Origin of the sequence: Halorubellus litoreus (genome assembly GCF_037081675.1) — an archaeon.
Classification (GTDB): Archaea; Halobacteriota; Halobacteria; order Halobacteriales; family Natrialbaceae; genus Halorubellus; species Halorubellus litoreus.
On sequence record NZ_JAZAQL010000001.1, the window covers coordinates 491,793 to 517,804 of the forward strand.

Here is a 26,012-nt window from a genome sequence, read left to right on the forward strand (position 1 = left end):
GTCGAGACTCTAATGCGAGTTTCACCGGAGCAGCATCGGGAGTGCCCGCCTTACCGGTTCGCGCGTTCGACGGCGTCCGCGACCGCGAACGGACTCGGTTCCTCGGTCCACCCCCAGCCGGGGACGTGCTCCTGGACGCCGGCGGCGAGCGCGGCGTCGAGGTCGTCCGCGCCAGCGGCCTCGTCGTCGTCGCCGTGCGTGTCGACGTCCGCGTAGTGGAACGTCGCCTCGCCGAGCATGCGGAGCGGCTGGCCGCCCGCGATGGTGCCCGCGAGCTCGCGCCCGAGGACCTCGTCGACGACGAACCCCGGATAGTCGCCGTCGACGTCCAGATCCCGGAGGAGTGCAACGAGCGCCGCGACGTTCACCGCGCGGTCGCCGTCCGCGAACGTCTCGTCCACGACCGCCCGGTACTGCGCGTCCGTCACGTGGTCGACGTCGAGACCGAACAGCTCTCCGAGGTCGTCCCGAACCGCATTGATGAGCGGGACGACGACGTTCGCGCGCTCGCGCGCCCACTCGTACTCGCTCGCGACCATCGACGGCGTGACGTGCATACCCGCCGGTACCGTGCGAGGGCGCCTCAAGTTTGCGAAGGCTTTTATAACTCCGCGGATTAATCGACGAGTAAGCGGGTTCTCCCTGGACTCCCCCCAGTGGGCGACGAACCGTACGAGCGGTCAGCCGGCCCGGGGCACACTAACCGATGAACTACTGCTGTAATCGACAGTCCACGTTCCGCTCGCGCGTCCATCGCCGTCGCCGCGACGGCGACGACCAGCCCCGCGGCGCGTCCAGGGACCCCCTGCGAGCACGAACACGCGTTCGCGCTCGCTGGACCCCACATCTGCAGCACTCATGAGTTCAGTAGACCGACAACTCGACGACCTGAAGGCAGAGATCACGAGCGAGATACCCGACGACATCACCGTCTCCGACGTGAAGTACGAGGGCCCGGAACTGGTCGTGTACACGCGCGACCCGAAGAAGTTCGCCCAGCAAGGCGACCTCATCCGGCAACTCGCCTCCAAACTCCGCAAGCGCATCACCGTCCGGCCCGACCCGGACGTCCTCAGTCACCCCGACGAGGCACGCGAACAGATCATGGCGGTCATCCCCGAGGACGCGGGCGTCACCGACCTCGACTTCCACGCCGACACCGGCGAGGTCGTCATCGAAGCCCAGAAGCCCGGGATGGTCATCGGCCGACACGGCTCGACGCTCCGCGAGATAACGCAGGAGGTCGGGTGGACGCCCGAGGTCGTCCGCACGCCCCCGATCGAGTCCTCGACGGTGTCGAACGTCCGGAGCTTCCTGAAACAGGAGCGCGACGAACGCCGCGACATCCTCGAGAAGGTCGGCCGCCAGATCCACCGCGAGGAGATGCAGGACGACGAGTGGGTCCGCATCACGACCCTCGGGTGCTGTCGCGAGGTCGGTCGCGCGAGCTTCATCCTCTCGACGCCCGAGACCCGTATCCTCATCGACTGCGGGGACAAACCCGGCGCCGAAGGCGAGGTCCCGTACCTCCAGGTACCCGAAGCGCTCGGCTCCGGCGCGAACTCGCTCGACGCCGTGGTTCTCACGCACGCGCACCTCGACCACTCCGCGCTCATCCCGCTGCTGTTCAAGTACGGCTACGACGGCCCGATCTACTGCACGGAGCCGACCCGCGACCTGATGGGGCTGCTGACGCTCGACTACCTCGACGTCGCCGCAAAGGAAGGGCGCGCACCGCCGTACGAGTCCGAGCAGGTCCGCGAAGCCATCAAGCACACCATCCCGCTCGAGTACGGCGACGTCACCGACATCGCACCGGACGTGAAGCTCACGTTCCACAACGCCGGCCACATCCTCGGGAGCGCAGTCAGTCACTTCCACATCGGCGACGGATTGTACAACGTCGCGTTCTCCGGCGACATCCACTACAGCGACACGCGCCTGTTCAACGGTGCCGTGAACGACTTCCCGCGCGTCGAGACGCTCGTCCTCGAATCCACGTACGGTGGTCGGAACGACTACCAGACCGACCAGGAGGACTCCGAACGCAAGTTGAAGGAGGTCATCAACACGGCTCACGACCGCGGCGGGAAGGTCCTCATCCCCGCGTTCGCGGTCGGCCGCAGCCAGGAACTCATGCTCGTCCTCGAGGAGGCGATGCGCGAGGGTGACATCCCCGAGATGCCCGTGCACCTCGACGGGATGATGTGGGAGGCGACCGCCATCCACACCACGTACCCCGAGTACCTCCGGGACGAACTCCGCGACCGCATCTTCCACGACGACGAGAACCCGTTCCTCGCCGACCAGTTCAACCACATCGACGGCGGCGAGGAGGAACGCCAGGAGGTCGCCGACGGCGGCCCGTGCATCATCCTCTCCACGAGCGGGATGGTCACGGGCGGCCCCATCATGTCCTGGCTCCGCCACCTCGGGAGCGAGGAGGACTCGACGCTGACGTTCGTCGGCTACCAGGCACAGGGGACGCTCGGTCGCCGCATCCAGAACGGCTGGGACGAGATCCCCGTGAGTCGCGACGGCGGCCGCGGGAACACGATGAAGATGAAGATGCACGTCGAGACCGTCGACGGGTTCTCCGGGCACGCCGACCGCCAGGGCCTCGAGAACTTCGTGCGCACGATGAATCCGCGCCCCGAGAAGGTGCTGTGCGTGCACGGCGACGAATCCAGCGTGCAGGACCTGTCGTCGTCGCTCTACCACGACTTCAACATGCGGACGTTCGCGCCGAAGAACCTCGAGACGTTCCGGTTCAAGTGACGACGCCGTAATCGTCGCGTTCGCGCTCGTTCTCGACCGTCACCGCAGGCCGTTCGTGAGTCGCCGGTACCCCGACCAGACGACGTCGCTTCCCTGGCCGGGGTGCGGGAGCCCGAACTGCGTCGCGAACTCGTCCTGCGCGCGGAGTGGTTCGACGAACGCTGGCCAGTCGAACGACCAGACGCCCGCTCGCGCGGACCGGACGCCGAGGCGGTCGAGGACGACGTTCGCCGCGCGTCGCCCGGCTTCGTTCGCGTTCTCCATGCTCGCCAGGTCCGAGTGCGTGCGGACGTAGTCCGCGGCGAGCGCGAGGTTCGCGCACTCGGTCTCGGCGTCCGGACGATGTCGGCGCGACCCGACGGTGTTGATGAGCAGCGGGTCGGCGTTCCGGAGTTCGCCGGCGTCGTCGTCCCAGGAGAGCGCCGGGTCGACCTGCCAGTCGACGAGGTCGTCGTCACCGAGTTCGGGGACGTGATCGCGGACCATCCGCCAGACCGCGTCGGCGAGTTCCTCCCGGGAGTGCTCGCGCGCCGACCGGCCGTCCGGGCCGGGCGCGTCGAAGTTCGAGATGGCGACCGAGAGCACGCCGTCGACGGTCGGGTGCGCGTCGAAGTCGTAGTCCGTCCAGAACTCGCGTTGACTGATGGCGGTGAGCGCCCACGGCGAATCCAGGAGCGCGACGTGCCCGCCGACCGGGCTGACGTCGCGAGCGAGGTAGAACTGGATGCCGTTCATCCACGCGGTGTCGAGGTCGTCGAGCGCGCGGAGCGACGGCGCGGCCGCATCGAGTGCCTCCGTCCGTAGTCGACGTGCGACACCGAGCGGGACCGCGAGCACGTACTGGTCGAACGCGACTCGTCGTTCCTCGCCGTCGGCCGCGACGCGGACGCCCGTGACGCGTTCGCCGTCGCTCTCGACCGCTCGAACCGGCGTACTCGGCCGGAATTCGACGCCCTCGTCTTCGAGGAACGCGACCCAGGGGTCGATCCAGACGTCGCTCGTCGGGCCGTCGAGGATGCGGTCGGCGTCCCGGTCGGGCGCGAAGATGTCCTGGAGGAGCTGGAGGTAGATGCGACCGATGGTCCGCGTGCTCGCTCGTTCGGGGCGCATCGCGACGAGCGTCTGCGTGATACCGTACGCGAGATGCGTCCGATAGCCGTCGCTCATCTCCTCGGCGCGAACGAACTCCCACCAGGGGACGTCGTCGTACGCCTCCCAGCGGTCCTCGCTCGACGTCAACAACTGGAGGAGTCGCCCGGTGAAGAACGCGGTCTCGTCAGCGGGCACGTCCTGGCCACCGAAGAGGTCGGCGACGCGGTCGCGCCACCCCGCGAGCGTCGTCGGTGCACTCGTCGGGACGGTCCGGCCACCACCGACGAGTGCCTGCCGCATCTCTGGAACGGCGACGAGGTGGTCCGCGACCGAGCCGCCGTCGCCGTCCGGGATGTCCGCCATCGTCGCCGTGAGGTGCCGGTAGAACCCCGGGAAGAACCGGAAGCCGTGCTCGGCGGGCAGCGGCGCGCCGTCGGACGGTCCCGGGAACGACCGCGCCTTCCCGCCGAACCGGTCGCGCGCTTCGAACACGGTCACGTCCACGCCGCGCGTCGCGAGCTCGTGCGCGGCACTCAGTCCCGCGACGCCGCCACCGAGAACGGCGACGCGATTCACGACGACCACCGTTCGCTCCGTCTCATGCGCGCCGCTAGGGATGGTGTGGACAAATACGCACCGCCGACGCGACCCCCACCGAGTCCGACCGACCGAGCGGGTGACGCGAGCCGCGCGGGGCGCGCGAACGAGAGGCGCGTCGCCGGAACCCTCTTGCGTGCCGCTGTCGACAGCACGCTGTATGCGAGTTCTCCACGACGACGGCGGGACCGAGCGCGTGCTCGCCAGCGACGTCGACGTCGCCGCGTCGACGCTCGCTCGCGCTCGCGGCCTGATGTTCCGACGGTCGATCCCCGACGAGTACGCGCTCGTGTTCGCGTTCGACGACGCTGCCGCTCGCGACGTCCACATGCTGTTCGTGCCGTTCCCCATCGACGCGGTGTGGCTCGTGGACGACGAGGTCACGCACGTGAAGCGACTCCGGTCGTGGCTGGGGCTGGGGCGAGCGCGAGCGGACACGCTCGTCGAACTCCCGGCCGGTGCGGCCGCGGACGTCGACGTCGGGGACGTGGTTCGCGTCGAGAACTGACCGCGAGCGCGCGTCGAGTACCGTTCGACGTCGTCGCTAGCTGGATGCTGGCGGGCAGCCCACCCGTGGCGGAGCCTGCGTCGGCGGGTGGGACTCCCGTCGTGACCGACGCACGCGCTGGTCAGCGCACGTCGGGGTTGGCTGCGAGTTCACTGAAGAAGTCTCGGGTTCGAAGCAGGCCGCTTGTAGCGGCCGAGGCGGACGAGGGTGTGGTGACGAGGGTGTGGTGGTTACGCGAGCGCGCCGCCCTGGTCGGCGTTCTCGAGGAGTTCCTTGTAGCGGTTCCGGATGGTGACCTCGCTGACGTTCGCGACGTCACTCACCTGGCTCTGCGTGACCTTCTCGTTCGCGAGCAGGCTCGCGGCGTAGACGGCCGCGGCGGCGAGCCCGACCGGTGACTTCCCGGAGTGCAGCCCCTCGCGTTTCGCGGCGTCGAGGAGTTCGCGGGCGGTGCGTTCGCCTTCGTCGCTGAGGCCGAGTTCGCTCGCGAACCGCGGCACGTACTGGAGCGGGTCCGCGGGTTCGACCTCGAGGTTGAGCTCGCGGACGACGTACCGGTACGCGCGCTTGAACTCCATCGCGTCGACGCGCGAGACCGCGGCGACCTCGTCGAGACTGCGGGGCGTCCCTGCCTGGCGGGCGGCGGCGTAGAGCGCGGCGGTGGCGACGCCCTCGATGCTGCGGCCGGGCAGGAGGTCCTCGGCGAGCGCGCGGCGGTAGATGACGCTCGCGGTCTCCCGGACGTCGTCCGGCAGGCCGAGCGAGGACGCCATGCGGTCGATCTCGCCGAGAGCCTGCTTGAGGTTACGTTCCTTGCTGTCGCGGGTGCGGAAGCGCTCGTTCCAGGTGCGCAACCGCTGCATCTTCTGGCGCTGGCTGGAGCTGAGCTGGCGGCCGTAGGCGTCCTTGTTCTGCCAGCCGATGTTCGTCGACAGCCCCTGGTCGTGCATCATCTTCGTGGTGGGAGCGCCGACGCGGGACTTCTCGTCGCGCTCGCCGGCGTCGAACGCGCGCCATTCGGGGCCGCGGTCGACGGCGTCCTCTTCGACGACGAGCCCGCAGTCGGTGCAGACGGTCTCGCCGTGTGATTCGTCGGCGTCCACGCGACCGCCGCATTCGGGGCACGTTCGTTCGTCGGTTCGCTCTTGCTCTCGTTCGTCGTGCTCTACCGTTCGGTCGACGGTGTTCCGTTCGGCTGTGCGGTCGTCGGTCGTTCGTGTGCGGGAACCTGACATCGTGTGAGGGGAGGGGCGGACCGGGTCGTGTGGTTTCGGAACTGGACTCGGCCGTCTTTCAGTAACCAATTGTAACCCCTGCAGCCATATAAATACACCGGCTAGTTTTATAATGGATGAGTTATCTACGTGGCTGCATTCTCACCAGAAAACGCCATCAATCGTCGTTTCCGAGCTGCTATCGAAGGATGAACCGCGAACAAGGAGGTCGTCCGAGTACTGCCGGCGAGCACCAGTCGCTGCTCGACGAGCGCGTCGAACGCCGCGACGAGCGCGCCCGGACCGACCGCCCGCGCCGCAGCGGCGTCGGCGGTGAACTCCGTCCAGCGGAACACCCACGCCGTCGCGAGCACGTACCCGGCGCCCGCGAGGAGGGTCCACGCCGGGAGGTCGAGTCCGAACTCGACCGCAGCGAGGACTGGAAGGACGCCGGCGAGGACGGTCGCGAACCGGACGGCGACGTGCCGGTGACGATGGTGTGCGACCTCGTGCGCGACGACCGCACGGACCGCCGCGTCGGTGCAGACGTCGAAGACGGTCCCGGTGACGAACACGTACTCGGGCCCTGGCGGGGTGCCGGCGGCGAACGCGGGCCCGATACGCGTCCGGTCGTCGACGACGCGGAGCGTGACGTCTTCGGGGAGGACGTCCGCGACCACGCGCCGTTCGACCGTCGTCGCGGGACGGGCGCGCAGTGCGACCGTGAGCGTGTAGGGGAGCACGAGCATCGTGCCGGCCGCGAGCGCGAGCACGGCGGCGAGCCGTGGAACGCCCGCGGGAACCGTCGACACGACGAGGACCGCGACGCCGACGACGGCCACCGACCCGCCGCCGCGCGAGAGCAACCAGCGAACGACGAACCGATGCGTGAGGTCGTACTCGCGAGCGCGCCGTCGGTACGAGACCGTCGCGAGCGCGACCGCGAGCACGCCCCCGAGCCACGCGCTCCCGAGCGCGACGACGACGACAGCGGCGTGCACCGCAGCGACGGCCGACGGGGACCCGAGAACCGCCGGCGCGTCCGCGGCCGTGAGCCCGTCCGCGACGACCCCGTCACCGTCGACCGCGCGCCAGCCGACGAGGGCCGCGACCGTGACGACCACGTACCCGGCGCGTCGAAGGCCGCGAAGCGTCCCCGCCAGCTCCGGCCCGTCGAGTCGCTCGCCGAGCCATCGCGCGACCGCTCGCGCCACGAGATACGCCGCGCTCCAGCACGCGACGACGAACGCCAGCACGACCCAGGACCCGGTCACGACACCGGGTTCGCCCAGCAGGGGCAAGAAGATGGTGTCGACGCGTCCATCCGGCGGTCGACCCGCACGCGGTCCTCGCCGCAGACCCGCCGTCGAGCCGTCCCACCCCACGAGCACCGCCTTGAGAGTGGTTCTCACCCGCAGAGAAACGGTCTCGAAGCTTAAGCTCACCCGAAGCGTCTAGGAGTACAGGTGCTTACACCATGCAAAAGAACGTCGGCGGCTACGACCGCATCGCCCGGTTCGTCCTCGGTCCCATCCTCGTCATCGTCGGCCTCGCGCACGTCCTCGAGGTCTTCGCGATCGCGAGCGGCACACTCGGCCTCGGCATCGCCGTCGCCGCCATCCTCGTCGGTGCGGTGTTCCTCGTGACCGCCGCCACCCAGAAGTGCCCGCTCAACAGCGTCCTCGGCTTCGACACGTACAAGCCGAAGACGACCGACGACACCGAACCCACCACCGACACCAACCGCGTCGGCCCCACCAACTAACCCCACAGCGTTTTTCCACAGGACCACACTCCCCAGAGACCAATCGCCGCTGCTCACGATGTTGAGTCGAAGAAGCGCCGAGGCGGAGATTCTGAACCACGGTCGCTCACTTCGTTCGCTCCCTGGTTCAAACTCAACGTTCACGCTTCTCGCAGGACGGACGACTCGCTGACTCGCGGCTATCGCCGCTCGTCGCTTCGAGGTCGCTTCGCGACCGCGCTACCGCTCGTCGTCGTTGTCCTGCGAGAAGCGCCGAGGAGGAGATTCTGAACCGAAGCCAGACGTGCTCACTCACTGCGTTCGCTGCGCGCGACTGGCAGGGTTCAAATCTCTCGTTTCCGCTTCTTCCAGCACGCACGCCTCGCTATCGCTCGGCGTTGTTGTGCTGGAAGAAGCGCCGAGGAGGAGATTCTGAACCACGGTCGCTCACTTCGTTCGCTCCCTGGTTCAAATCTCGTCTGGCGTTTCTGCTTCCAGACTCACTCGTCGCTCCGCTCCTCGTTCGCAGTTGGAAGCAGAAAGCGCCGAGGAGGAGATTTGAACTCCTGAGTCCTTGCGGACAGTTGCTCTCGAAGCAACCGCCTTGGCCGGGCTAGGCTACCTCGGCTACACCCTGCGATTCGCGGGTGATGATTTTATGGGTTTCGATTCGTCCGGTGGTCGTGTGAGTTATCGCCACCACTAAATTGTAGTATGTGTTTCAGGTGGAACATGGACGTCGCTCAAGCGAGCGAGGACTGTGCCGCCGTCCTCGACGAGATCAGTAACGCCGTCATCGCCGACCGAGAGTTCCTCGAGACCGTCCTCCTGGGAGGCGTCGCCCGCGGGCACGTCCTCCTCGAGGACGTCCCCGGTACCGGGAAGACCCTGACCGCGCGCGCCATGGCGAGCGCGCTCGGGCTCGAGTTCTCCCGCGTCCAGTTCACGCCCGACCTCCTCCCCGCGGACGTGACGGGAACGCACGTGTTCAACGAGGAAACGCGCGAGTTCGAGTTCCAGGAAGGCCCGATCTTCGCGAACATCGTGCTCGCCGACGAGATCAATCGCGCCCCGCCGAAGACCCAGGCGGCGCTCCTCGAGGCGATGGAGGAGGCGCAGGTCACCGTCGACGGTGAGACGCGCCAGCTCCCGCAGCCGTTCTTCGTCATCGCGACCCAGAACCCCGTCGAGCAGGAGGGGACGTTCCCGCTCCCGGAGGCGCAGGTCGACCGGTTCATGGTGAAGTCGAGTATCGGGTATCCTGACGAGGCGGGCGAGACCGAACTCCTGCATCGGCGCGCGGGCCGCGTCGAGCAGTCGCCGAGCGTCGGGCGCGTCCTCACCGACCAGGAGGTCACTGACCTCCGGCAGGTCCCCGAGGACGTCACCGTCCACGAGGACCTCCTCTCGTACATGGCGCAGTTGACGCGGTTGACGCGCGAGGACGGTCGCGTCGAGGTCGGCGTGTCGCCGCGTGGCACCCAGCGATTGTTCGAGGCGTCGCGAGCGTACGCGACGCTCGTCGGTCGCGACTACGTCACGCCGGACGACATCAAGCGCGTCGCCCAGCCCGTGCTCGCGCACCGGCTCGTGCTGACGCCGGACGCGATGGTGAACAACGTCGAGAAGTCCCAGGTCGTCGACGCCGTCCTCGAGTCCGTGCCGGTTCCGACCGTCGAGTGACGCGTCACTGACCACGCACGCCGCTCCTCGCCCGGCGCGTTCTTCTGCGCGGTCGTCTGTGCGTTCGTACTCGTCGCGTCGCGTTCAGCGACCGGTGTCCGCGCTGGTCGGGTCGATGTTCCACGCGCCCTCGCAGGCGTCGTCGCAGAACGTCCGTTCGAGGAGGCGGACGCCGACGTCGGCGTCGCGGTCGGTCGGCGGGTTCTCGAACAGTTTCGTCCCGCAGTACGCGCAGTACTTGTCGGTGCCTCGCGGCTGGCGGTCGGTCGGGTCGTGTGGCTGCTGTGACTGGGCCATCGGTTGCTCGAATCCTACGTCCGTTCACTTGTAACCGCACACCCGACCACGGTCGGCAACGCGCCGTCGCGCTCGCCCCGGGCTAGGTGTGCAGACGGTCACCGGAGCGCCTGGAGGAGGATGCCGACGGCGACGAGGAGGAAGATGACGCCGGAGAGCGGCCTGGACCCGCCCGCGAACAGGAAGACGACGTACGCGAGGCCGGCGGTCGTGGTGCCGATGGCGACGGTGGCGGCGGAGTGTGCGACCTCGGCGCGCGCGGTGTCGGCGTCGCGACCGAGCTGGTTGCCGAGACTGACGGCGTTCTGGCCGGCGTCCCACGCGACGACGGCGGCGACGGTCGCGACGAGGATCCAGAGCGGCGGTGCGTCCCCGGACCCGCCGAGTGCGACGCCGCCGAGGAGTGCGAGGCCGGCGCCGTCGACGAGCTTCGGGTACCCGGAGAGGACGCCGGGGGCGAGCGCGACGATGCCGAGGGCGGCGAGTGCCCCGCCGGCGGTGCTGCCGACGCTCGCGGCGATGGCGACGACGCTCGCGGCGGCGAGTGCGACGACCGCCGACAGCGGCGTCGGTCGGCGGTCGACCTCGCGGCCCGTGCGTTCGTTCTCGGCGTCCGCGCTCGCGGCATCGGCATCGTCGGAACCGCCAGCAGCCGCGGTCTCGTCCGCGGTGGTCGTGCTCATGCGGACCACCGTCGTCTGGCGCGCGCGAGCGTCGTCGCGAGCGTGTCGTCGACGTTCCAGTCGACGGCGCGCACGCCGACCTCGCGGAGCGCGCTGATGCGAGCGAGTCGTTCGACGCGCGCGACGCGATGGCCGAGCGTCGCGCCGTCGGTCGGGTCCGGGCTGATTATCGTGACGGCGTGACCGTGCGCGTGCAGGAGGCGCGCGGCCTTCGCGGCTTCGTCGTCGGCGAGTGGCGAGAACATGATGACCTGGGCGTCGTTCGGGAGGCGCTTGCGGAGGTTCCGGAGGCCGATACCGAGCGAGAAGTAGTCGTCGGGGCGTTCCGGCGACAGCGCGGGGTGCCTGGCGAACAGTTCCTCTGCGCGGATGCGGTGCTCGTTCCCGAGGCCGGGCGCGAGCCAGACGCCGCTCGCCGACAGCGCGCCGATGCCGACGCGGTCACCGGTCTCGAGGAGGGTCGCGAACACCTGGCCGGCAGCGTCGATCCCGTGGTCGGCGGCGTGGAAGTTGTCGCCCTCGGCGTGCACGTACGCGCCCTGCCGGAGGTCGAGGACGCACACGACGGTCGCGGCCTTCTCCTCGCGGAACTCGACGGTCGTCAGCTCGCCCGTTCGCGCGTGGCGCTTCCAGTCGATGCGCGACAGCGAGTCGCCGCGACGGTACTCGCGGGTCTGGTAGAACTCGAGGCCCTCGCCGCCCGTGTTCGTGTCGACGCGGCCGGCGTACCGCGACGTCTGCTGGCGGAGCGGGACCTCGGCGGTCGCTTCGAGCGACGGCGTCGCGACCATCTCCGTCGCCGCCGCCAGGTCGAGTTCGGTCTCGATGCTGCCCGTGAACCCTCTGGCGTACACGGAGAGCGTCCGGAACTCGTGCGTGCCGCGTTTCGCGGCGACCGTGTACGAGAACGACGTGCGTTCGCCGGGCCGGAGGAAGGTTGCGGCGCGCGCGGTCCCGTCGACGACCTCGAGGCTCTCGGGGACGCCGTCGACGAGCCGGAGGTCCGGGAGCGTCGACTCGCCGGTGTTCTTGACGTGCACGGTGACGTCGACCTCGTCGCCGAGGTCGGGGTCGGCGTCCGAGAGTTCGCGGTCGACGGCGAGTTCCACGCGGACCGGTTCGGCGACCTTCGCGTACGCGACGAACGCGATGCCGACGACGGCGGCCAGCAGGAGCGCGGGCGACCGGAAGATGATGCCGGTGCCGCCCAGCAAGGTCGTGACGGCGGCGACACCCTCCCAGTGATTGGTCGCCGTCTCGTGGTGTTTGATGATGCGAGCGCCGACGGTCTCGCCGTCGAACTCGACGTCGGCGTCGGCCGACGGCGTGTCCTCGGCCGCCGTTTCCGTGCTCGCGGCCCCGTCGTCGGTCTCGGGACCGTCGGTCGTCGTGGTCGTTGCACTCATGCGTTCTCGCCCTCGCTCAGGTCGACGATCTCCTTCGCTGCGTGGGTCGCCCAGCGTTCGAACTGCGAGCGCGTCCGGTCGAACAACGAGACGCGCTGCAGGAGCGACGTGCCCTGTATCTCGCCGGTGAAGAACGCGGCCGCGTAGGGGTCGTCGGTCCACGAGCCGTCGTCGATGCGTTCGATCGCTTGCTCGCGCGAGAGCCCTTCGGTGCGGACGATGACGGCGACCGCGGCGGCGCGGAGGCGTTCGCGGACGGTGTCACGTTGCGCGCCGCTGTACCGGACGGCCGCGGCCTGGTCCATGAGGTCGTCGAAGTCGTCGCCGGGCGTCGGGAGTTCCTGCGCTATCTCGGGGTCCGCGGTCGTCGCCTGCTCGTATGGCGTCCGACGGCGTGCGTTCACGACGCGGACGGTCTGGAGCGCGAACCCGAGGCCGATGAGGCTCAGGAACACTTCGTTCGCGTCGAACAGTCCGGCGAGGCCGGGGACGAACAGCATCGCGAACCCGACGACGACGAACAGGACGCCGAGCGCGGACGTCGCGGTCTTCGCGTTCACGTCTCGTCACCTCCGTACTGGGACTCGATGCGGCGGAGTGCGTCGAGCGCGCGGGCTTCGCGGTCGCTCGTCGCCGCGGTGTGCCCGTATCGGACGCGCTCGAACAACTCTGTGAGTTCGACGACGTCGTCGCGGTCGATGCCGGCGTCCACGGCGGCGGCGGCGAACTCGCCCGGGGTGCTCGACTCGGGGTGGTCGACGTCGAGGTGCTCGGTCATCTCCACCCACGCCCGATATATCTCGTTGTCGACGTCGTCGGTGTCCTCGATGCGGTCGGCGGCGCGACCGGCAGCGGCGGCGAACTCGTCGACGTCGACGAGTCCTTCTTCGACGTCGTCGTCGGCTTCTTCGAGCGCGTCGAACGGGTCGTCGCCGTCGGCGTCCCCGCGCGTGACGAGGACTGCGCCGACCGCGGCGACGGCGATGACGGCGATGACGGCGACGAGCGCGAGCGGGAGGTCGCGAGCCTGCTCGCCCTCGCCACCGCTGCCACCGGCGCCGCCGGGCGAGAAGTCCGTGCGCGTCTCGTTCATCTCCTCGGCGCCCGAGCCGTTCTGGGGTTGCGGAATCTGACTGGTGTAACACACCCCGAACAGCGAGTACACGAAGAACAGGAGCACGAGGAGGATCATCGTGATCGATATCGCCTCCATCTGGCCGCGCTTCCAGTAGACGACGCCGACGATGCCGGTGAGACCGACGACGACGCCGAACCACAGGAGCGGGCGTTCGGAGCCCTGGACGCACTCGCGAGACCGCCCGGAGCGGTCGACCGCGGTGTTCGTCTGGTCGGTGAGGTCCGACGTCGTCCGCTCGACGTCGGTCTCCGTCACCGTGTTGGGCGCGCTGGGGGCCGCTCCGCCCCCGGTGGTCTGCGCGTCGTCGACGCTTCCGGCGACGGCGACGATGGCGGTCGCCGCGAGGAGTGCGACGAACGCGACCTGGAGGGTGGAGCGATTCATCGATACAGTGTTTCAGAGTAGTAACTAAATGGGTTGTGGAACGTCAAAGAACCACTTACGTCACGTGTTTACACGCCGCAAGGCTTGCTATCTTCGGTGTCACGTCGATTCGTCCTCGGTCCAGAAGTCGTCGAGGTCGCTCGCGGACGCCTCCATCCGTCGGAGTGCGTCCACCGCGCGTGCCTCCGTTTCCTCGGTCGGCGGTTCGTCGCCGTACCGGACGCGCTCGAACAGGTCCGTGAGTTCGCCGACGGTCGCCGGGTCGACGCCGGCGTCGACGGCTGCACGCCGGAACTCGCCGGGGGTGCTCGCGTCCGGATGGTCGACGTCCAGGTGCTCGGTCATCTCCACCCACGCCCGATAGATCTCGTTGTCGACGCCCGCCGATCCCTCGATGCGGTCCGCCGCTCGCCCAGCGGCCTCGCGTAGTTCGTCGACGTCGTGCGCTTCGGGTGGTTCGACCGCGTCCGGCACGCGCTCGTCGGGGTCCTCGGCGTTCTGGGCGTCGCGAGCGAGCGCGAGCGCGAACGCGCCGACGCCGACGACCGCGACCACGGCGACGAGCCACGTCGGCGACGCGAACTGGCCGGCGTCGCCGAGGATACCGAACGTCGCGTCACCGCCTTCGGGCGTGGCGACGACGTCGCTCGGGACGATGCTCTGGGGCGCGTTCTCGTCGGTCCCGCACTTGCTGAGGAGCAGCCAGACGAACGTGAACGGCAGTGCGAGCACGCTGACGTACGCGGTCGCCGCGAGCGCGTCCTGCCTGTGGCGCGCGTACAGCCAGCCCGCTATCGTCACGCCGCCGACGACGGCCCAGAACGACGCCGAGTACAGCCACGGGATGCACGCCCCGATCTCGATGTCGAGTTCGCCGGGACTCCCAATCGGGTCCGCGGCCGAATCACCGCCTTCGCCTTGCTCGTCCGCGGGGCCGTCGTCCTGGAGCGACCCGCCGCCGGGTGCCTCGTCGGTCGGCGCTGGCGCGGCGAGCGTCGCGGCCGCGGCGGCGACCGCGAGCACGCACACCACGCCGACGGCGACGACGCGCGCACGCTCCGAATCCATACCGCTACGTTAGCACGTGACGCTGGTGAGGGTTTCGGTGGCGGGGTTCACAGGCCCGCGGTGCCGCTCGCGGCGTCCGGGAGGTCGTTCTTCTCGACGGGGATGCCGAGTTCCTCCAGCGCCGCGCGCATGTGCTCGTCCTCCGCGTAGTCAGCGCCCTCCTCCTCGCGGATGCGCTGGGCGGTCGCGAGCACCTCGCCCTTGCGGTCGTCGGGGAACTCGTACTTGTCCGTCGTCAGCTCGATGACGAGCCCGCTGTTGTCGCGCGTGTACAGCGAGAAGAAGATACCGCGGTCGAACACGTTGTACCCGCGACCGTCGTCGTCGAGCGCCGCCATGGTGTCCTCGAAGTCCTCGGGCGCGATCGAGAAGCAGAGGTGGTGGACGCCGCCGACCTGCGTGCGCTGCCCTCGCGGCGAGTCGCGGTCAGGGCTCACGAAGAACGTGAGGATGCGGCCGTCGCCCGTGTCGAAGAACAGGTGCGTCTGGCTCGGGTCGTCGAGGTTCGGCTGGCGGAGCACGAGCGGCATCCCGAGGAGGTCGCGGTAGAACGCGATGGTGTCCTCGGCGTTCGACCCCCACACCGTGATGTGGTCGGTGCCGGTGGTGTGGATGGGGCTGTCGGGTCGCGCCGCGCTCGTGGGGATCTCGGTCTGACTAGCCGCGTCGTCTGTCATAGAACGTGATAGGTCCGCGACGCTGATAAGCGCTCGCGGGCCTCGGCGTCACCAGGTGACATCCACGTCAGTACGCGAGCGACAGGCACGCCAAGGTAAGCGACACGCACGGCAACGCGAGCGACACCCACGACAGTTAGACGGCTGACTGAAGGCCGAGGGCGGCGTTACAGCGCGTATGGTGGACGTGGCCGGCCACCTCGGGATGGCGCTCGTGTGGCTCGCGGGCGCGTGGGTCGTCGTCGACGACGCGCGGACCGCCGCCGCGTTCGTCGCGGTCGGCGTCCTCTTCGGGATGCTCCCGGACGTCGACCTCTACCTGCGGGACGTGCTGCCGACCGTGAAGCACCACGGCGCCCTCCACACGGTCCTCGCCGTCGTCGCGTTCGCGGTCGTGCTCGCACCCGTCGTCGGGGTCGCACTCCGCGCGCTCGACGCCCGCGTCGACGCCCCCGTGCTTCCCGACGCCGTCCGCGACGACGCGAACCAGTTCGCGGGCGTTGCCGTGCTCGTCGCCGGCCTCGCGCACGTCTTCGCGGACACGCTCTCCGCGCCCGACACGGCCGAAGCGCTCGAACCGTTCTGGCCGCTGTACGCACACCCGCTCGGGATAGACGTCGTCTACTACGACGCCCCGCTCGTGAACTACGGCCTGCTCGCCGCGGGCGTCGCCCTGAACGTCGCGCTCTGGACGTGGCGTCGACGAGGCGCGTGAGGCACCTGCGCGAACCGTCGTATCCGACGCGGTCAGTCGTCCGGGTAGGGTTCGAGGAGCGTCCTGGCGGCGCGTTTCAGTATCTCGAACCCGGCTTCGGCGGCGTCGAGGTCGACGTACTCGTCGATGCTGTGCGCCTGGTCGAGACTCCCCGGCCCCCACGTGATGGCTGGGACGTCGGCGACGTTGACGAACTCGCGGACGTCCGTGGACGCCTTGATACCCCACGGCTCGGGGTCCACGCCCGCGACGGCGGCGGCGTGCTCGCGGAACACGGTCGCGAGGTGGTGGTCGGTGGGGATGACGGCGGACGTGTACGTCTCGTCGCGACGCCACGACGCCGCGATGCCGTGCTCGCGTTCGAGAGTGTCGACGAGCGCGGCGAACTCGTCGTCGACGTCGTCGATGGTCTCCGCGGGGAGGATGCGCCGGTCGACGGTGACGCTCGCGCGCTCCGGAATGACGGCCTTGTTCGACCCGACGCCCGCGTTCGTCCCGGTCACGGTCGCGTACGCGCACCCGCACAGCGGGTCGGTGCGGTCGCGGAGTCGCGCGTCGTACTCCGCGAGCGCGTCCAGGACGACCGGGTAGTGCGCGGTCGGGTTCGTGCCCTCGTCGGGGCGACTCGCGTGCGCCGGCACGCCCGGCCACGAGAGCTCGTACCACGCCATGCCCTTCTCGCTGGTCGCGACCCGGCACTCCGTCGGTTCCAGCACGACGCCGTAATCGCCGTCGTACCCGGCTTCGAGCAACGCACGCGTGCCGGGTTCGGCGGTCTCCTCGCCCATCGCCGCGTGCACGACGATCGACCCGTCGAGCGCGCCCGATTCGAGTTCGGCCCGTAGCTCGTACGCGGTCAGCATCGCGATGGCGACGCCCGTCTTCATGTCGACGCTCCCTCGCCCGTAGAGCCGGCCGTCCGCGACGACGCCAGCGTACGGCGGGTGCGTCCACTCGTCGTGGTCGCCGACGGGAACCACGTCCAGGTGGCCGTTCAGGACGAGCGTCGGCCCGTCGGTGTCCCCCTCGACCGCGTCCGTCTCGCCTTCGCTCGGGGCGACGCGCGCGCCGACCTGCGGGCGCTCGGGGTCGGGGTCGGTGACGAGTTCGGCGTCGATGTCGTACTGGGCGAACCAGTCGCGGACGTACTCGGCGCACTCGCGCTCGTTCCCGGGCGGGTTCTCGGTCTCGATGCGGACGAGCGCCGCCGCGAGCGACCGGAGGTCGGTCGGGTACGTCGGCGACTCCGCTGGCGCCGAGGTCATCCGTCCAGGTCCGTGTACGCCGCCGCGGCGCCGTCGGTCGCGCCCGGTTCCGGCGCACCGTAGGTCGCCTCCACGGCGTCGAGCGACGGCGCGATACCCGTCACGTCGCCGACGGCCTCGTTCGCGCCCGCGGTGTCCTTGAGCCCCATGCCGGTGACGACCGCGACGACGGACTCGCCCGCCTCGATGATGCCTTCCTCGCGCGCTCGACGGATGCCCGCGACCGGCGCCGCGCCCGCGGGCTCGGCGTAGATGCCTTCGGTACCACCGAGCGTCGTGACCGCCGAGAGGATGTCCTCGTCGGGGACCGCGAGCGCGGTCCCGCCGCTCTCCTCGAGCGCGCGACACGCCTTCAGGGTGTTCCGCGGTCGCCCGACCGCGATGGCGTCCGCGAGCGTGTCCGCGACGTCGTCCACGTCGTCGTGCCCGTGGAACGCGTCGTGGATGGCGCTCGCGCCCGCGGACTGCACGCCGAGCATCCTCGGCGTGTCGTCGACGTATCCGAGTTCGGCGAACTCCCGGAACCCCTTCCAGCAGCCGGCGATCGTGCAGCCGTCGCCCATCGAGAACACGATCCAGTCCGGGACCGCACCCTGGGTCTGTTCGGCGAGTTCGTGCCCGACGGTGCGCTTGCCCTCGATCTGGAACGGGTTGATGGCGGCGTTCCGGTTGTACCAGCCGTACGTGTCGGTGACCTCGAGACTGAGGTCGTACGCCTCGTCGTAACTACCGTCGACGGCGAGGACGTCAGCGCCGTACACGCGCGGCTGCACGAGCTTCCCCTCCGGTGCGGCCGCGGGCACGAAGATGCGGGCGTCCAGCCCGGCGCGGGCGGCGTACCCGGCGAGGGACGCCGCGGCGTTCCCCGTGGACGCGCACGTGACGACGTCCTGCCCGCCGAAGCGCGCTTTCGTGACGGCGACGCTCGTCGCGCGGTCCTTGAAGCACCCCGTCGGATTCGCGCCGTCGTTCTTCACCGCGAGGTCGACGCCGAGTTCCGCGCCCAGGCGAGGGGCGTCCAGCAGGTCCGTGCCGCCCTCGTCGAGCGTGACGGGCGTCGCGTCCGTATCCACGGGCAGGAACGCGTCGTACTTCCACTGGCTGTCGACGTGACCGTCCAGCGGTGCGTCGAACCGGTCCTGGATGACGTCGTAGTCGTACGTGACGTCGAGGATGCCGGTGACGCCATCGTGGTTCGGGCACGTGTAGATAACGCGTTCCGGGTCGTACGTCGCCCCGCAGAGCGTGCATTCGAGCGTCTCGACGTGGTCGAGGGACATTGTCGATTCAGGTGTGTCACCGCACCACGAAACCAGTTGCGCCCGAGACGGAGTCACACACCCAGCAGACTCACACACCCAGCAGACTCACACACCCAGCAGACCCACCGCCCGGCTGCGACGACGGACGCCAACCAACCCAACCCCAATTGAGGATACCTTTAATTTAAGTTCGATAGCGACGGAACGTGCTGGCATGTCCGACCCGCCGACGCTCGAACTCCCCGACGACGAGGCGGCAACCACGCCCGCGGGGACGACGAGCGACGTCCCGCCCCCGATTCCGCCCGACGACCCCGACGCCTGGTACGCGCCCGACGTCCGCGCCCAGTACGCCGTCGCGCCCGACGTCGTCGCGACCGTCCGCGAGACCGCCGACGGGTTCGCGTACGACGTCCGCGAACCGGCGCTCTCCCCCGACGAGGACGCGGTCGTCGACAGCGTCGTCGACTACTTCGCGGACGCGAACCTCCAGCCACCCCGCACGCGGGAGGCCGTCCGCGACCGACTCGACGACGGGTTCGACGGGAAGCACGAGCGCGTCGTCTCGCGGCTCGTCGACCGGTCGCCCGCGAGCGAACGCCGCGTCCGCTACCACCTCCTGCGCGAGCTCCACGGGCTCGGCGACCTGACGCCGCTCGCGCTCGACGACCACGTCGAGGTCGCGGACGTCGACGACGACGTCCTCCGCGTCCACACCGACCGGTTCGCGCCAGCGACCACGCGCATCGACGCGGACGTCGACGACCTCGGTCGGTTCGCGAGCGAGCGCCTCGCACGGTACACCGTCAGCTTCGAACAGTACGAGATCCCCGTCGTCCTCTACCGCGAGCACGCCATCGGCGGGGACGCGTTCAACACGCGGTACGCCGTCCTCGAGCCCGACCTCCTCCCCGGCGACCGCGAACTCGTCGCCGACGCCACCGAGCGCGTCTGGGAGCACGCCGTCACGACGCCCGACGTCGACCGCGTCGCGCTCGTCCGCGACCGCGCCGAACGCTACCTCGAACGTGCGCTCAACGCTCGCTCCGCGAAAGCGTGGCTCGGCGCCACCAAGCATCGCGTCCGCGAACTCCTCGCGGACCTCGACCTCGCGCTCCCGCCCGTGGACGACCGCCACGGCCACGACCGCCTCGACGACCTCGTCTACTACGTCCTCCGGGACTACGTCGGCCACGGCGAACTCACCGTCCCCATCCGCGACCCGAACCTCGAAGACGTCGAGGCGAACCGCGTCGGCGAACGCGTGAAGGTCGTCCCCAGGAGCGACCTGCACGACGGCCGCGTCCCCACGAACCTCGCGTTCGACGACGAGTCGTCGTTCGTGAACGTCGTCACCCAGCTCGCCGCGAGCGACGGCGTCGAACTCACCGCGAGCAATCCGAGCGCGAAGGTGAACCTCGACGTCGGCACCGACGAGACCGTGCGTTGCGCGGTCGCGCTCCCCGTCGTCAGCGAGGGCGGCCCGCACGTCTCCATCCGCAAGCAGGCCGCGGACCCGCTCTCGCCGGTGGACCTCCTCGAAGCGGACGCGCTCCCCGTCGACCTCGTCGCCTTGCTGTGGATGCTCTACGAGCACCGCGGCGTCGTCCTCTTCTCCGGCCCCACGGGCGTCGGGAAGACCACGCTCATGAACGCCCACATGCCGTTCGTCCCCTTCGACCACCGCCCCGTCAGCATCGACGAGGGCTCCAGGGAGGTTGCACTCCCCCACGAGACCGGCGTGTCGCTCACCACGAGAGACCACCAGACGCCGTACAAGCGCGTGACGATGGCGGACCTCATGACCGAGACGAACTACCTCAACCCCGACGTCGAGGTCATCGCCGAAGTCAACACGCCGGAGTCGTTCGCGACGTTCGCGGAGACCCTGAACACGGGTCACGGCGTCGTCGGCACCACGCACGCGGAGTCGGTGGAGAAGCTCGTGAACCGCGTCGTCGAGCAGGGCCTTCCGTCCTACTTGCTCGCGGAACTGGACCTCGTGGTGTTCCCGCGGCACACGGACGGCGAGCGGTACGTCGGGCGCGTCGTCGAGTTCGTCGACGAGGCGACCTACGAGGCGTGCTCGGGCCCGAAGGGCTCCGTCGAGAAGGACGGCGCCACGGTGTACTACGACGAAGTGCTGTCGCGGACGCCGGACGGCGACTTCGAGCGCGCGTACGAGCATCCGGACCTCCACGACACCGCCGCGTCCCGTCGCTGCGAGCACGCGGTGTTCGAGACGATCGCGGACCGCACGGACCGGACCGTCGACGCCGTCGAGGACGAGTTCCACCGCAAGCACCGGTACGTCGAGCACTTCGTGCGCGACGGCGTCCGCGACGTCGACGAGTTGTTCTCGGTGGTCGCGGACCTCCGGACGGACGAGGCCGCGACGGTCGCGTCGCGAGCGAGCACGGACGCCCGCGGTGCTGACGCGGACGCGGACGCCACCGATGCGGCCACGGGTGCGGTCGCCGACGGCGAGAACGCGGCCATGGACGCGGTCGCCGAGGACGGTGGTGGGTCGTGACGCGGCCGGTGTCGGCGCTCGACCGGGCGGCGTACGCGCTGTTCTCGCGGCGCGCGGACGCGAGCCGGCACGACCGGAACCGCGAACGATACCGTGGGTCGGGCGTCCAGATGCCGTTCGACGTGTTCGTCGCGCGCCTCCACGCGCTCGCGTGGCTGGTCGCGGCCGTCGCCGGGCCGACCGCGGCGGCGCTCGCACCGCTCGTGGTCGTGGCCGTCCCCGGGGTCGCACTCGGACCAGCGAGCGCCGGTGCGGGCGGCGGACCCGGCGTCGTCGGAGCGGGCGGCGCGTCGATGCTCGCGTTCCGCGCCGGCGCGTTCGCGGTCGCGGCGTTCGGCGGGCATCGCGCGACGACGGCGCTCGGCGGCCGGTACCTGGCGTGGCGCGCTCGCGCCCGTCGCGTCGGCATCCAGCGGACGCTCCCCGGCGCAGTCCGCTACCTGCGCGCGCTCTCGACGGGGACGGACGACCGGCGGACGATGCTCGCGAAGGTCGCGGAGAACCGGGACGCGTACGGCGCGACCGCCGACGCCGCCGGCGCCGTGCTCGCGAAGGCCGAACTCACGGGGAGCCTCAACGAGGGCCTCCGCTTGGTCGCCCGCGACACGCCGAGTCAGGACACGCTCGCGCCGTTCCTGATGAAGTTCCGCGAGCACGCGACGCAGGGCCCCGAGGAACTGTCGAGATACCTCCGGATGGAGAGTCGGATGCTCGGGCACCGGCAGGCCCGGGAGCGCGAGCGCGCGAGCGGGTTCCTCGAACTCGTCGCCGAACTGTTCGTCGTCCTGCTCGTCCTCCCCGCGCTCCTGGTCGTCGTGCTCTCCGTGATGAGCGTGCTGACACCGAGCCTGAACCAGCCGCTCGGCGGGCCGTTCGCCGGCACGCCGCTCGGCGCGGTGACGCCGCGAGCGCTCATCGTGTACGGCGCGGCCGTGTTCGTCGCCGCGGTCGGCGCGCTCTCGGCGGCGATAGTCGTCTCGCTCCGGCCGATCGCGGCGACGCCCGAGTACGAGCGCCCCCGCGGCGTGGGGGCGACGTTCGCGTCCGCGCTCTCGAACCCGGCGAGCGCGAGCGTCGTCGCTGTCGCGCTCGCGGGCGGCGTGGTCGTCCTGGCGTGGGCGACCGGCGCGAGCGCGCTCGCCGCACTCACGGTCGGGTACGTCGCGTACGCCGTCCCGGTCGGCGTCGTCGCCACCCGTCGCGCGCGCCGGGACGACGCGAAGGACCGCGAGCTGAAGGACTTCGTGCACGCCGTCAGCGGGCACGTCTCGCTCGGCCGGCCGTTCCCGGACGCCGTCGCCAGGGTCGCCGAGGAGGTCGACCTCGGGCCGCTGGACGCGGACGTCGCCGACCTCGCGTTCGCCGCGGGCCTCACGAGCACGGACGGCGACCTCCGGACCGCGGCGCTCGACCGATTCGTCGCACGCGTCGGCACGCCACTCAGCGAGCAGACGATGCGATTGGTCACGGGCGCGCTCGACGCCGGGAGCGACACCGAGACCGTGTTCGAGACGCTCCAGACGGAGGTCGGCCGGCTCCATCACGAGAAGCAGTCGCTGCGCGACGAGATGCTCGTGTACGCCGCGGTCGGGTGGACGACCGCCATCCTCGTCGTCGGTATCGTCGTCGCCGTGAACCTCTACGTGCTGGACTCGTTCGCGCAACTCTCGGCGGTGTCGACGCCCGGCACGGGGTTCGTGCTCGACCCGGACGCGGTGAACGTCTCGCGCGAACACCGGCGGTTCTACGTCGTCACGCAGGCGACGATGCTCGCGTCCGGCTGGTTCGCGGGCGCGGCGAGCCGCGGGAAGTACGACGCGCTCCTGCACTCCGGGCTCCTCGTCGCGTTCGCGTACGCGGTCTTCGCGCTCGGAGGGCTGCTATGACTCGCGACGGTGGGCTCGGCGGGTACGCCACCGGGCGGCGTGACGGTCGGAGCGAGCGCGCTCAGTCCCACGTCGTCGGCGTGGCGCTCCTCCTGGGTGTGACCGTGGTCGCGATGGCGGCGGTGACGGCTGGCGTCGGGTCGACGGTCGACTCCGGCGTGGCTCGCGCGGACGCGGACCGGGCCGCGGACGCGTTCGCGAATCTCGATGCGGTCTCCCGGACCGGCCCGGGGTCGGTGCGCGTCGAGTTCGCGGACGGGACGCTGTCGACGGTCGAACGCGACGTCCGCGTGCTCGACGACGACGGCGGCGTGGTGCGTGCGGTGGACGCGAACGCGCTCGTGTTCGAGGCGGGCGACCGCCGCGTCGCGTACCTCGCGGGCGCGGTCGTCCGCGGTGACCGCGGGAACGCGTGGTTCGCCGCCGACCCACCGGTCGCGGCCGGCGAGGAGAGCGTCCTCGTCGGCGCGCCCGCCGTCGGCGCGAGCGAGTCGGTCGCCGTCGGCGGCCGCGGCCGCGTGGACCTCGACGTGGACGTCTCTCACGACCGGGAGACGCTCCCCGCGGGCGCCTACCGGCTGGCGGTCGAGACCGCGACGCCACGGCCGTGGCGGGCGTACTTCGAGGCGCTCGGCGCGACCGTGGAGACCCGCGACCTCGACGGCGACGGCGTCGACAGCGTCGTCGCGTCCTTCCCGGGCGGCCGCCGCCTCCACCTGGTCGTGCACGCGCTCGACCTGGAGGTGGACGCGTGACGCTCCCTGACCGCGAGCGAGCGCCGAGACGACCCGGCGTCGGTGCGGGCCGCGAGTCGTTCGCGACCGACGATCGCGCGCTGTCGTCGGTCGTCGGGAAGACGCTCGAACTCGGGTTGCTCGCGCTCTACGTCGGCCTGTTGGTGTCGACGTTCTACGGTGGCGTGCTCCCGGAGTACCGGCTGGGTGCCGCGGGCTCGGTCGCTGACCGTGCCGGTGCTGCGGTCGCGACGGACGTCGAGGCGGCGGTGCCGTCGACCGCCGACAGCGGCGTCCCCCCGGACGCGGGCGTGCAGTCCGTCGCCGTGGAGCGCGAACTCGACGTTCCTCGGACCATCCGTGGCGACGCGTATCGGCTCCGCCTCGACGCTGGCGCGCTGGTCCTCGACCACCCACGGGATGCGCTGTCGCGGACGATACCGCTCGCGCTCCCCGACTCGGTCACGCGCGTCGAGGGCGCGGCGCGTAGCGGCGAGACGGTCGTGGTCGTCGTCGTGTCGACGCCGGACGGACTGGTCGTTCGACTGGAGGGCCGCTGAATGCACGACGCGACCGTGCGAGCCGACGGCGGCGGCGCGGGCTGGCGTGCGCAGGCGAACCTCGTCGCGCTCGTCGCCGCGCTCGTTGCGTTGACGACGGTGTCGACGGTCGCGGTCGTCGTCGCGAACGGCGCGCTCGCGGACGCGACCCGCGAGCCAGTCGAGCGACGGGGTGCGACCGCGCTCGCGGATCGCCTGGTTGCGGCTGACGGCCCCGTCGCGGTCCGCGAGAACGTCCTGAACGAGACGCGCGTCGAGGAACTGGACGCCGACGCCGTCCGCGACCTCGCTGCCCTCCCCGAGAGCGCGGACGTTCGGGTGCGCGTCGACGGCGAGACGATAGTGAAGACCGGCGACGTGACCGGTGGGACGACGGTACGCCGGGTCGCGCTCGTCGTCGACCGCGACCCGCGGACGGTGACGCCTGGACTCGACGGCCGGGACCGCGTGACGCTCCCGCGACGCACGCCGTGGGTCGCCGTCGACGTCGCGCCCTCGGCCGGTGAGGTGACGACGGTTCGCGCGAACGGCCGCGTCGTCCTCCACGACCCCGACGGGCTCGCGCCCGGCCGGTACCGCGTGAACGTCTCGCGGCGCGTCACGCCCGCGCTCTCGTTCGCGGGCGACGACCTCGCCACTGGCGCGGTCGACGTGACGTACGCACCAGCGGACTCGCGGAAGGTCGTCGTCGAGGTGACCGTCGATGCCTGAGCGCTCACGGCGCCCCGGGGCGGACCGGGACGGCGCGGACCGCGGCCAGCTGTCGCTGTCGGCGGTGGAGGGGGCGGTCGGCGTCCTGCTCGTCCTGGGTGCGCTCGCGTCGTTCTTCGCTGGCGTGCCGGCGCCCGCCGACGAGCGAGCGGCGCTCGACGCGACCGCGTCGGACGCCGCGACGGTGCTGTCCGGCGAGAACCCGCGACACGCGGGGGCGACGCGGCTCGCGGAGGTCGCGCGGTCGCCCGATGCGTTCGAACGCGAGCGCGACGCACTCCGTCGTCGCGTCGCCGCGGTCCTCCCCGAGAACGTCCTGTTCGAGGTGCGGACGCCCCACGGAACGGTCGGGTTCGACCCGCCGGACGACGTCGCGGTCGGGGTGGCGACCGTGCCGACGCGCTACGGCGACGTCACGATACGAGTGTGGTACGCGTGAGGGGATCGAGTGAACCCGAACGGTTGCGCCTCCGCGGGGACGACCGCGGACAGCTCGTGCTCGCAGCTGCGGGCGTCGTCGCGGTCGCACTGCTCGCGATGACGGCGGCGTACCTTCAGTTGGGCGCGCACCCGGACGTCGCTGCGGAGCGCGACGTCGGCCCGCGGGAGGCGGTCGACCGCGCGGTCGGCGTCCTGTCGCGGGCGGTCGACGACGCGCGCGTCACGCACACCGGCGAGGCGTGGGGCGAGCGCGACGCCGTCGCCGACGCCGTCAGGAGCGACCTCGCGACGGCACTCGACTCGCTGGAGACCGCGCGGGTCGCTCGCGGGGTCGCGTACGCGGTCGGGTACGACCAGGCGGCGGCGTCGGCGTACGCGAGCGAGCACTGCCCTGGTGGCGACGGCCGCGCGTTCGGCGACTGCGAAGCGATACGTGGCGTCGTCGTCCAGGAACGCGCCGGCGAGACCACCGTGCTCGCGGTCGCGTTCGAGGTGACCGTGACGACGCCCGACGGCGAGACGACCGTCGAGGTCGTCGTCTGACCCGGAGACCGGGGCTGACCGCCCGAAGTTCTGCGCGGCATCGATTTGTCAACGTTCACGGTTCCCGTACTCTCCCAGCAGGTTACCGGGCGA

Annotated in this window: 25 protein-coding genes and 1 tRNA gene; 12 read left to right on the plus strand and 14 right to left on the minus strand. The window is 70.6% G+C overall.

Features of this window, described 5'->3' with window-relative positions; genetic code table 11:
- Positions 1-50: 50 nt before the first annotated feature.
- Positions 51-557, minus strand: a complete 507-nt coding sequence (locus tag VYJ16_RS02525) for a DUF7984 family protein (protein WP_336348744.1) — start codon at positions 555-557, stop codon at positions 51-53.
- Positions 558-858: 301 nt separating this feature from the next.
- On the opposite strand from VYJ16_RS02525, the gene VYJ16_RS02530 reads away from it, so the two are divergent.
- Positions 859-2,778, plus strand: coding sequence for a beta-CASP ribonuclease aCPSF1 (locus VYJ16_RS02530; protein WP_336348745.1), 1,920 nt, complete (start codon positions 859-861; stop codon positions 2,776-2,778).
- Between the two features lie 39 nt (positions 2,779-2,817).
- Here VYJ16_RS02530 and VYJ16_RS02535 read toward each other — a convergent pair whose 3' ends face one another.
- Positions 2,818-4,446: a hydroxysqualene dehydroxylase gene (locus VYJ16_RS02535; RefSeq protein WP_336348746.1), complete on the minus strand. Its 1,629-nt coding sequence runs from the start codon at positions 4,444-4,446 to the stop codon at positions 2,818-2,820.
- Positions 4,447-4,627: 181 nt separating this feature from the next.
- Between VYJ16_RS02535 and VYJ16_RS02540 the strand changes: the two genes are divergently transcribed.
- Complete coding sequence (locus tag VYJ16_RS02540) at positions 4,628-4,975, plus strand: DUF192 domain-containing protein (RefSeq protein ID WP_336348747.1); 348 nt, start codon at positions 4,628-4,630, stop codon at positions 4,973-4,975.
- A 230-nt stretch (positions 4,976-5,205) separates the two neighbouring features.
- Here VYJ16_RS02540 and VYJ16_RS02545 read toward each other — a convergent pair whose 3' ends face one another.
- Both VYJ16_RS02545 and VYJ16_RS02550 read right to left on the minus strand, forming a co-directional pair.
- Positions 5,206-6,210 (minus strand): transcription initiation factor IIB, encoded by a 1,005-nt coding sequence (locus tag VYJ16_RS02545; protein WP_336348748.1) that lies wholly within the window; start codon positions 6,208-6,210, stop codon positions 5,206-5,208.
- A 125-nt stretch (positions 6,211-6,335) separates the two neighbouring features.
- Complete coding sequence (locus VYJ16_RS02550; RefSeq protein WP_336348749.1) at positions 6,336-7,463, minus strand: M48 family metalloprotease; 1,128 nt, start codon at positions 7,461-7,463, stop codon at positions 6,336-6,338.
- Between the two features lie 203 nt (positions 7,464-7,666).
- On the opposite strand from VYJ16_RS02550, the gene VYJ16_RS02555 reads away from it, so the two are divergent.
- Positions 7,667-7,954, plus strand: coding sequence for a YgaP family membrane protein (locus VYJ16_RS02555; RefSeq protein ID WP_336348750.1), 288 nt, complete (start codon positions 7,667-7,669; stop codon positions 7,952-7,954).
- A 522-nt stretch (positions 7,955-8,476) separates the two neighbouring features.
- On the opposite strand, the gene VYJ16_RS02560 is transcribed toward VYJ16_RS02555, so the two are convergent.
- A tRNA-Ser gene (locus tag VYJ16_RS02560) sits at positions 8,477-8,561 on the minus strand.
- A gap of 104 nt (positions 8,562-8,665) precedes the next feature.
- On the opposite strand from VYJ16_RS02560, the gene VYJ16_RS02565 reads away from it, so the two are divergent.
- The gene (locus VYJ16_RS02565) at positions 8,666-9,616 is read left to right on the plus strand and encodes an AAA family ATPase (protein WP_336348751.1); all 951 of its coding nucleotides are present in this window, start codon (positions 8,666-8,668) and stop codon (positions 9,614-9,616) included.
- An 84-nt stretch (positions 9,617-9,700) separates the two neighbouring features.
- On the opposite strand, the gene VYJ16_RS02570 is transcribed toward VYJ16_RS02565, so the two are convergent.
- The 7 genes from VYJ16_RS02570 to VYJ16_RS02600 form a co-directional block, all read right to left on the minus strand.
- A complete protein-coding gene (locus VYJ16_RS02570; RefSeq protein WP_336348752.1) occupies positions 9,701-9,913 on the minus strand; it encodes a hypothetical protein in 213 nt (70 codons plus the stop codon).
- Positions 9,914-10,011: 98 nt separating this feature from the next.
- Positions 10,012-10,596 (minus strand): DUF7519 family protein, encoded by a 585-nt coding sequence (locus VYJ16_RS02575; protein ID WP_336348753.1) that lies wholly within the window; start codon positions 10,594-10,596, stop codon positions 10,012-10,014.
- Positions 10,593-12,002, minus strand: coding sequence for a DUF58 domain-containing protein (locus VYJ16_RS02580; protein ID WP_336348754.1), 1,410 nt, complete (start codon positions 12,000-12,002; stop codon positions 10,593-10,595). The genes VYJ16_RS02575 and VYJ16_RS02580 overlap by 4 nt, the downstream gene beginning before the upstream one ends.
- Entirely contained in the window at positions 11,999-12,562 is a 564-nt protein-coding gene (locus VYJ16_RS02585) for a DUF7269 family protein (RefSeq protein WP_336348755.1), read from the minus strand. Before VYJ16_RS02585 ends, VYJ16_RS02580 begins: the two co-directional genes overlap by 4 nt.
- Entirely contained in the window at positions 12,559-13,524 is a 966-nt protein-coding gene (locus tag VYJ16_RS02590) for a DUF4129 domain-containing protein (RefSeq protein WP_336348756.1), read from the minus strand. The genes VYJ16_RS02585 and VYJ16_RS02590 overlap by 4 nt, the downstream gene beginning before the upstream one ends.
- Before the next feature lie 99 nt (positions 13,525-13,623).
- Positions 13,624-14,592, minus strand: coding sequence for a DUF4129 domain-containing protein (locus tag VYJ16_RS02595; protein ID WP_336348757.1), 969 nt, complete (start codon positions 14,590-14,592; stop codon positions 13,624-13,626).
- 47 nt (positions 14,593-14,639) lie between these two features.
- The gene (locus VYJ16_RS02600) at positions 14,640-15,269 is read right to left on the minus strand and encodes a VOC family protein (RefSeq protein ID WP_336348758.1); all 630 of its coding nucleotides are present in this window, start codon (positions 15,267-15,269) and stop codon (positions 14,640-14,642) included.
- Positions 15,270-15,447: 178 nt separating this feature from the next.
- Here VYJ16_RS02600 and VYJ16_RS02605 point away from each other — a divergent pair, with 178 nt between their 5' ends.
- A complete protein-coding gene (locus VYJ16_RS02605; RefSeq protein ID WP_336348759.1) occupies positions 15,448-15,984 on the plus strand; it encodes a metal-dependent hydrolase in 537 nt (178 codons plus the stop codon).
- A 32-nt stretch (positions 15,985-16,016) separates the two neighbouring features.
- On the opposite strand, the gene VYJ16_RS02610 is transcribed toward VYJ16_RS02605, so the two are convergent.
- Both VYJ16_RS02610 and thrC read right to left on the minus strand, forming a co-directional pair.
- Positions 16,017-17,249, minus strand: coding sequence for a M20 family metallopeptidase (locus VYJ16_RS02610; protein ID WP_336348760.1), 1,233 nt, complete (start codon positions 17,247-17,249; stop codon positions 16,017-16,019).
- Entirely contained in the window at positions 17,246-18,529 is a 1,284-nt protein-coding gene (gene thrC, locus VYJ16_RS02615; RefSeq protein WP_336348761.1) for a threonine synthase, read from the minus strand. Before thrC ends, VYJ16_RS02610 begins: the two co-directional genes overlap by 4 nt.
- Positions 18,530-18,725: 196 nt before the next feature.
- Between thrC and VYJ16_RS02620 the strand changes: the two genes are divergently transcribed.
- The 7 genes from VYJ16_RS02620 to VYJ16_RS02650 are packed head-to-tail and all read left to right on the plus strand — an operon-like array spanning position 18,726 to position 25,919.
- Positions 18,726-21,044 (plus strand): type II/IV secretion system ATPase subunit, encoded by a 2,319-nt coding sequence (locus VYJ16_RS02620; RefSeq protein WP_336348762.1) that lies wholly within the window; start codon positions 18,726-18,728, stop codon positions 21,042-21,044.
- Positions 21,041-22,930, plus strand: a complete 1,890-nt coding sequence (locus VYJ16_RS02625; RefSeq protein ID WP_336348763.1) for a type II secretion system F family protein — start codon at positions 21,041-21,043, stop codon at positions 22,928-22,930. The genes VYJ16_RS02620 and VYJ16_RS02625 overlap by 4 nt, the downstream gene beginning before the upstream one ends.
- Positions 22,927-23,685: a DUF7289 family protein gene (locus tag VYJ16_RS02630; protein ID WP_336348764.1), complete on the plus strand. Its 759-nt coding sequence runs from the start codon at positions 22,927-22,929 to the stop codon at positions 23,683-23,685. Before VYJ16_RS02625 ends, VYJ16_RS02630 begins: the two co-directional genes overlap by 4 nt.
- Positions 23,682-24,224, plus strand: a complete 543-nt coding sequence (locus VYJ16_RS02635; protein ID WP_336348765.1) for a DUF7266 family protein — start codon at positions 23,682-23,684, stop codon at positions 24,222-24,224. The genes VYJ16_RS02630 and VYJ16_RS02635 overlap by 4 nt, the downstream gene beginning before the upstream one ends.
- A complete protein-coding gene (locus VYJ16_RS02640) occupies positions 24,225-24,935 on the plus strand; it encodes a DUF7263 family protein (protein WP_336348766.1) in 711 nt (236 codons plus the stop codon).
- Positions 24,928-25,374, plus strand: coding sequence for a DUF7262 family protein (locus tag VYJ16_RS02645; protein WP_336348767.1), 447 nt, complete (start codon positions 24,928-24,930; stop codon positions 25,372-25,374). The genes VYJ16_RS02640 and VYJ16_RS02645 overlap by 8 nt, the downstream gene beginning before the upstream one ends.
- The gene (locus tag VYJ16_RS02650; protein WP_336348768.1) at positions 25,371-25,919 is read left to right on the plus strand and encodes a DUF7261 family protein; all 549 of its coding nucleotides are present in this window, start codon (positions 25,371-25,373) and stop codon (positions 25,917-25,919) included. The genes VYJ16_RS02645 and VYJ16_RS02650 overlap by 4 nt, the downstream gene beginning before the upstream one ends.
- Positions 25,920-26,012: the final 93 nt, after the last annotated feature.

Bases quoted from the DNA above. Each gene is read 5' to 3' on its own strand.
- VYJ16_RS02595 (WP_336348757.1), bottom strand. From the start codon at position 14,592: ATGGATTCGGAGCGTGCGCGCGTCGTCGCCGTCGGCGTGGTGTGCGTG.
- VYJ16_RS02620 (WP_336348762.1), top strand. From the start codon at position 18,726: ATGTCCGACCCGCCGACGCTCGAACTCCCCGACGACGAGGCGGCAACC.
- VYJ16_RS02610 (WP_336348760.1), bottom strand. From the start codon at position 17,249: ATGACCTCGGCGCCAGCGGAGTCGCCGACGTACCCGACCGACCTCCGG.
- VYJ16_RS02555 (WP_336348750.1), top strand. From the start codon at position 7,667: ATGCAAAAGAACGTCGGCGGCTACGACCGCATCGCCCGGTTCGTCCTC.
- VYJ16_RS02580 (WP_336348754.1), bottom strand. From the start codon at position 12,002: ATGAGTGCAACGACCACGACGACCGACGGTCCCGAGACCGACGACGGG.
- VYJ16_RS02530 (WP_336348745.1), top strand. From the start codon at position 859: ATGAGTTCAGTAGACCGACAACTCGACGACCTGAAGGCAGAGATCACG.
- VYJ16_RS02645 (WP_336348767.1), top strand. From the start codon at position 24,928: ATGCCTGAGCGCTCACGGCGCCCCGGGGCGGACCGGGACGGCGCGGAC.
- VYJ16_RS02590 (WP_336348756.1), bottom strand. From the start codon at position 13,524: ATGAATCGCTCCACCCTCCAGGTCGCGTTCGTCGCACTCCTCGCGGCG.
- VYJ16_RS02540 (WP_336348747.1), top strand. From the start codon at position 4,628: ATGCGAGTTCTCCACGACGACGGCGGGACCGAGCGCGTGCTCGCCAGC.
- VYJ16_RS02570 (WP_336348752.1), bottom strand. From the start codon at position 9,913: ATGGCCCAGTCACAGCAGCCACACGACCCGACCGACCGCCAGCCGCGA.
- VYJ16_RS02575 (WP_336348753.1), bottom strand. From the start codon at position 10,596: ATGAGCACGACCACCGCGGACGAGACCGCGGCTGCTGGCGGTTCCGAC.
- VYJ16_RS02630 (WP_336348764.1), top strand. From the start codon at position 22,927: ATGACTCGCGACGGTGGGCTCGGCGGGTACGCCACCGGGCGGCGTGAC.
- thrC (WP_336348761.1), bottom strand. From the start codon at position 18,529: ATGTCCCTCGACCACGTCGAGACGCTCGAATGCACGCTCTGCGGGGCG.
- VYJ16_RS02600 (WP_336348758.1), bottom strand. From the start codon at position 15,269: ATGACAGACGACGCGGCTAGTCAGACCGAGATCCCCACGAGCGCGGCG.
- VYJ16_RS02525 (WP_336348744.1), bottom strand. From the start codon at position 557: ATGCACGTCACGCCGTCGATGGTCGCGAGCGAGTACGAGTGGGCGCGC.
- VYJ16_RS02545 (WP_336348748.1), bottom strand. From the start codon at position 6,210: ATGTCAGGTTCCCGCACACGAACGACCGACGACCGCACAGCCGAACGG.
- VYJ16_RS02640 (WP_336348766.1), top strand. From the start codon at position 24,225: ATGCACGACGCGACCGTGCGAGCCGACGGCGGCGGCGCGGGCTGGCGT.
- VYJ16_RS02605 (WP_336348759.1), top strand. From the start codon at position 15,448: ATGGTGGACGTGGCCGGCCACCTCGGGATGGCGCTCGTGTGGCTCGCG.
- VYJ16_RS02565 (WP_336348751.1), top strand. From the start codon at position 8,666: ATGGACGTCGCTCAAGCGAGCGAGGACTGTGCCGCCGTCCTCGACGAG.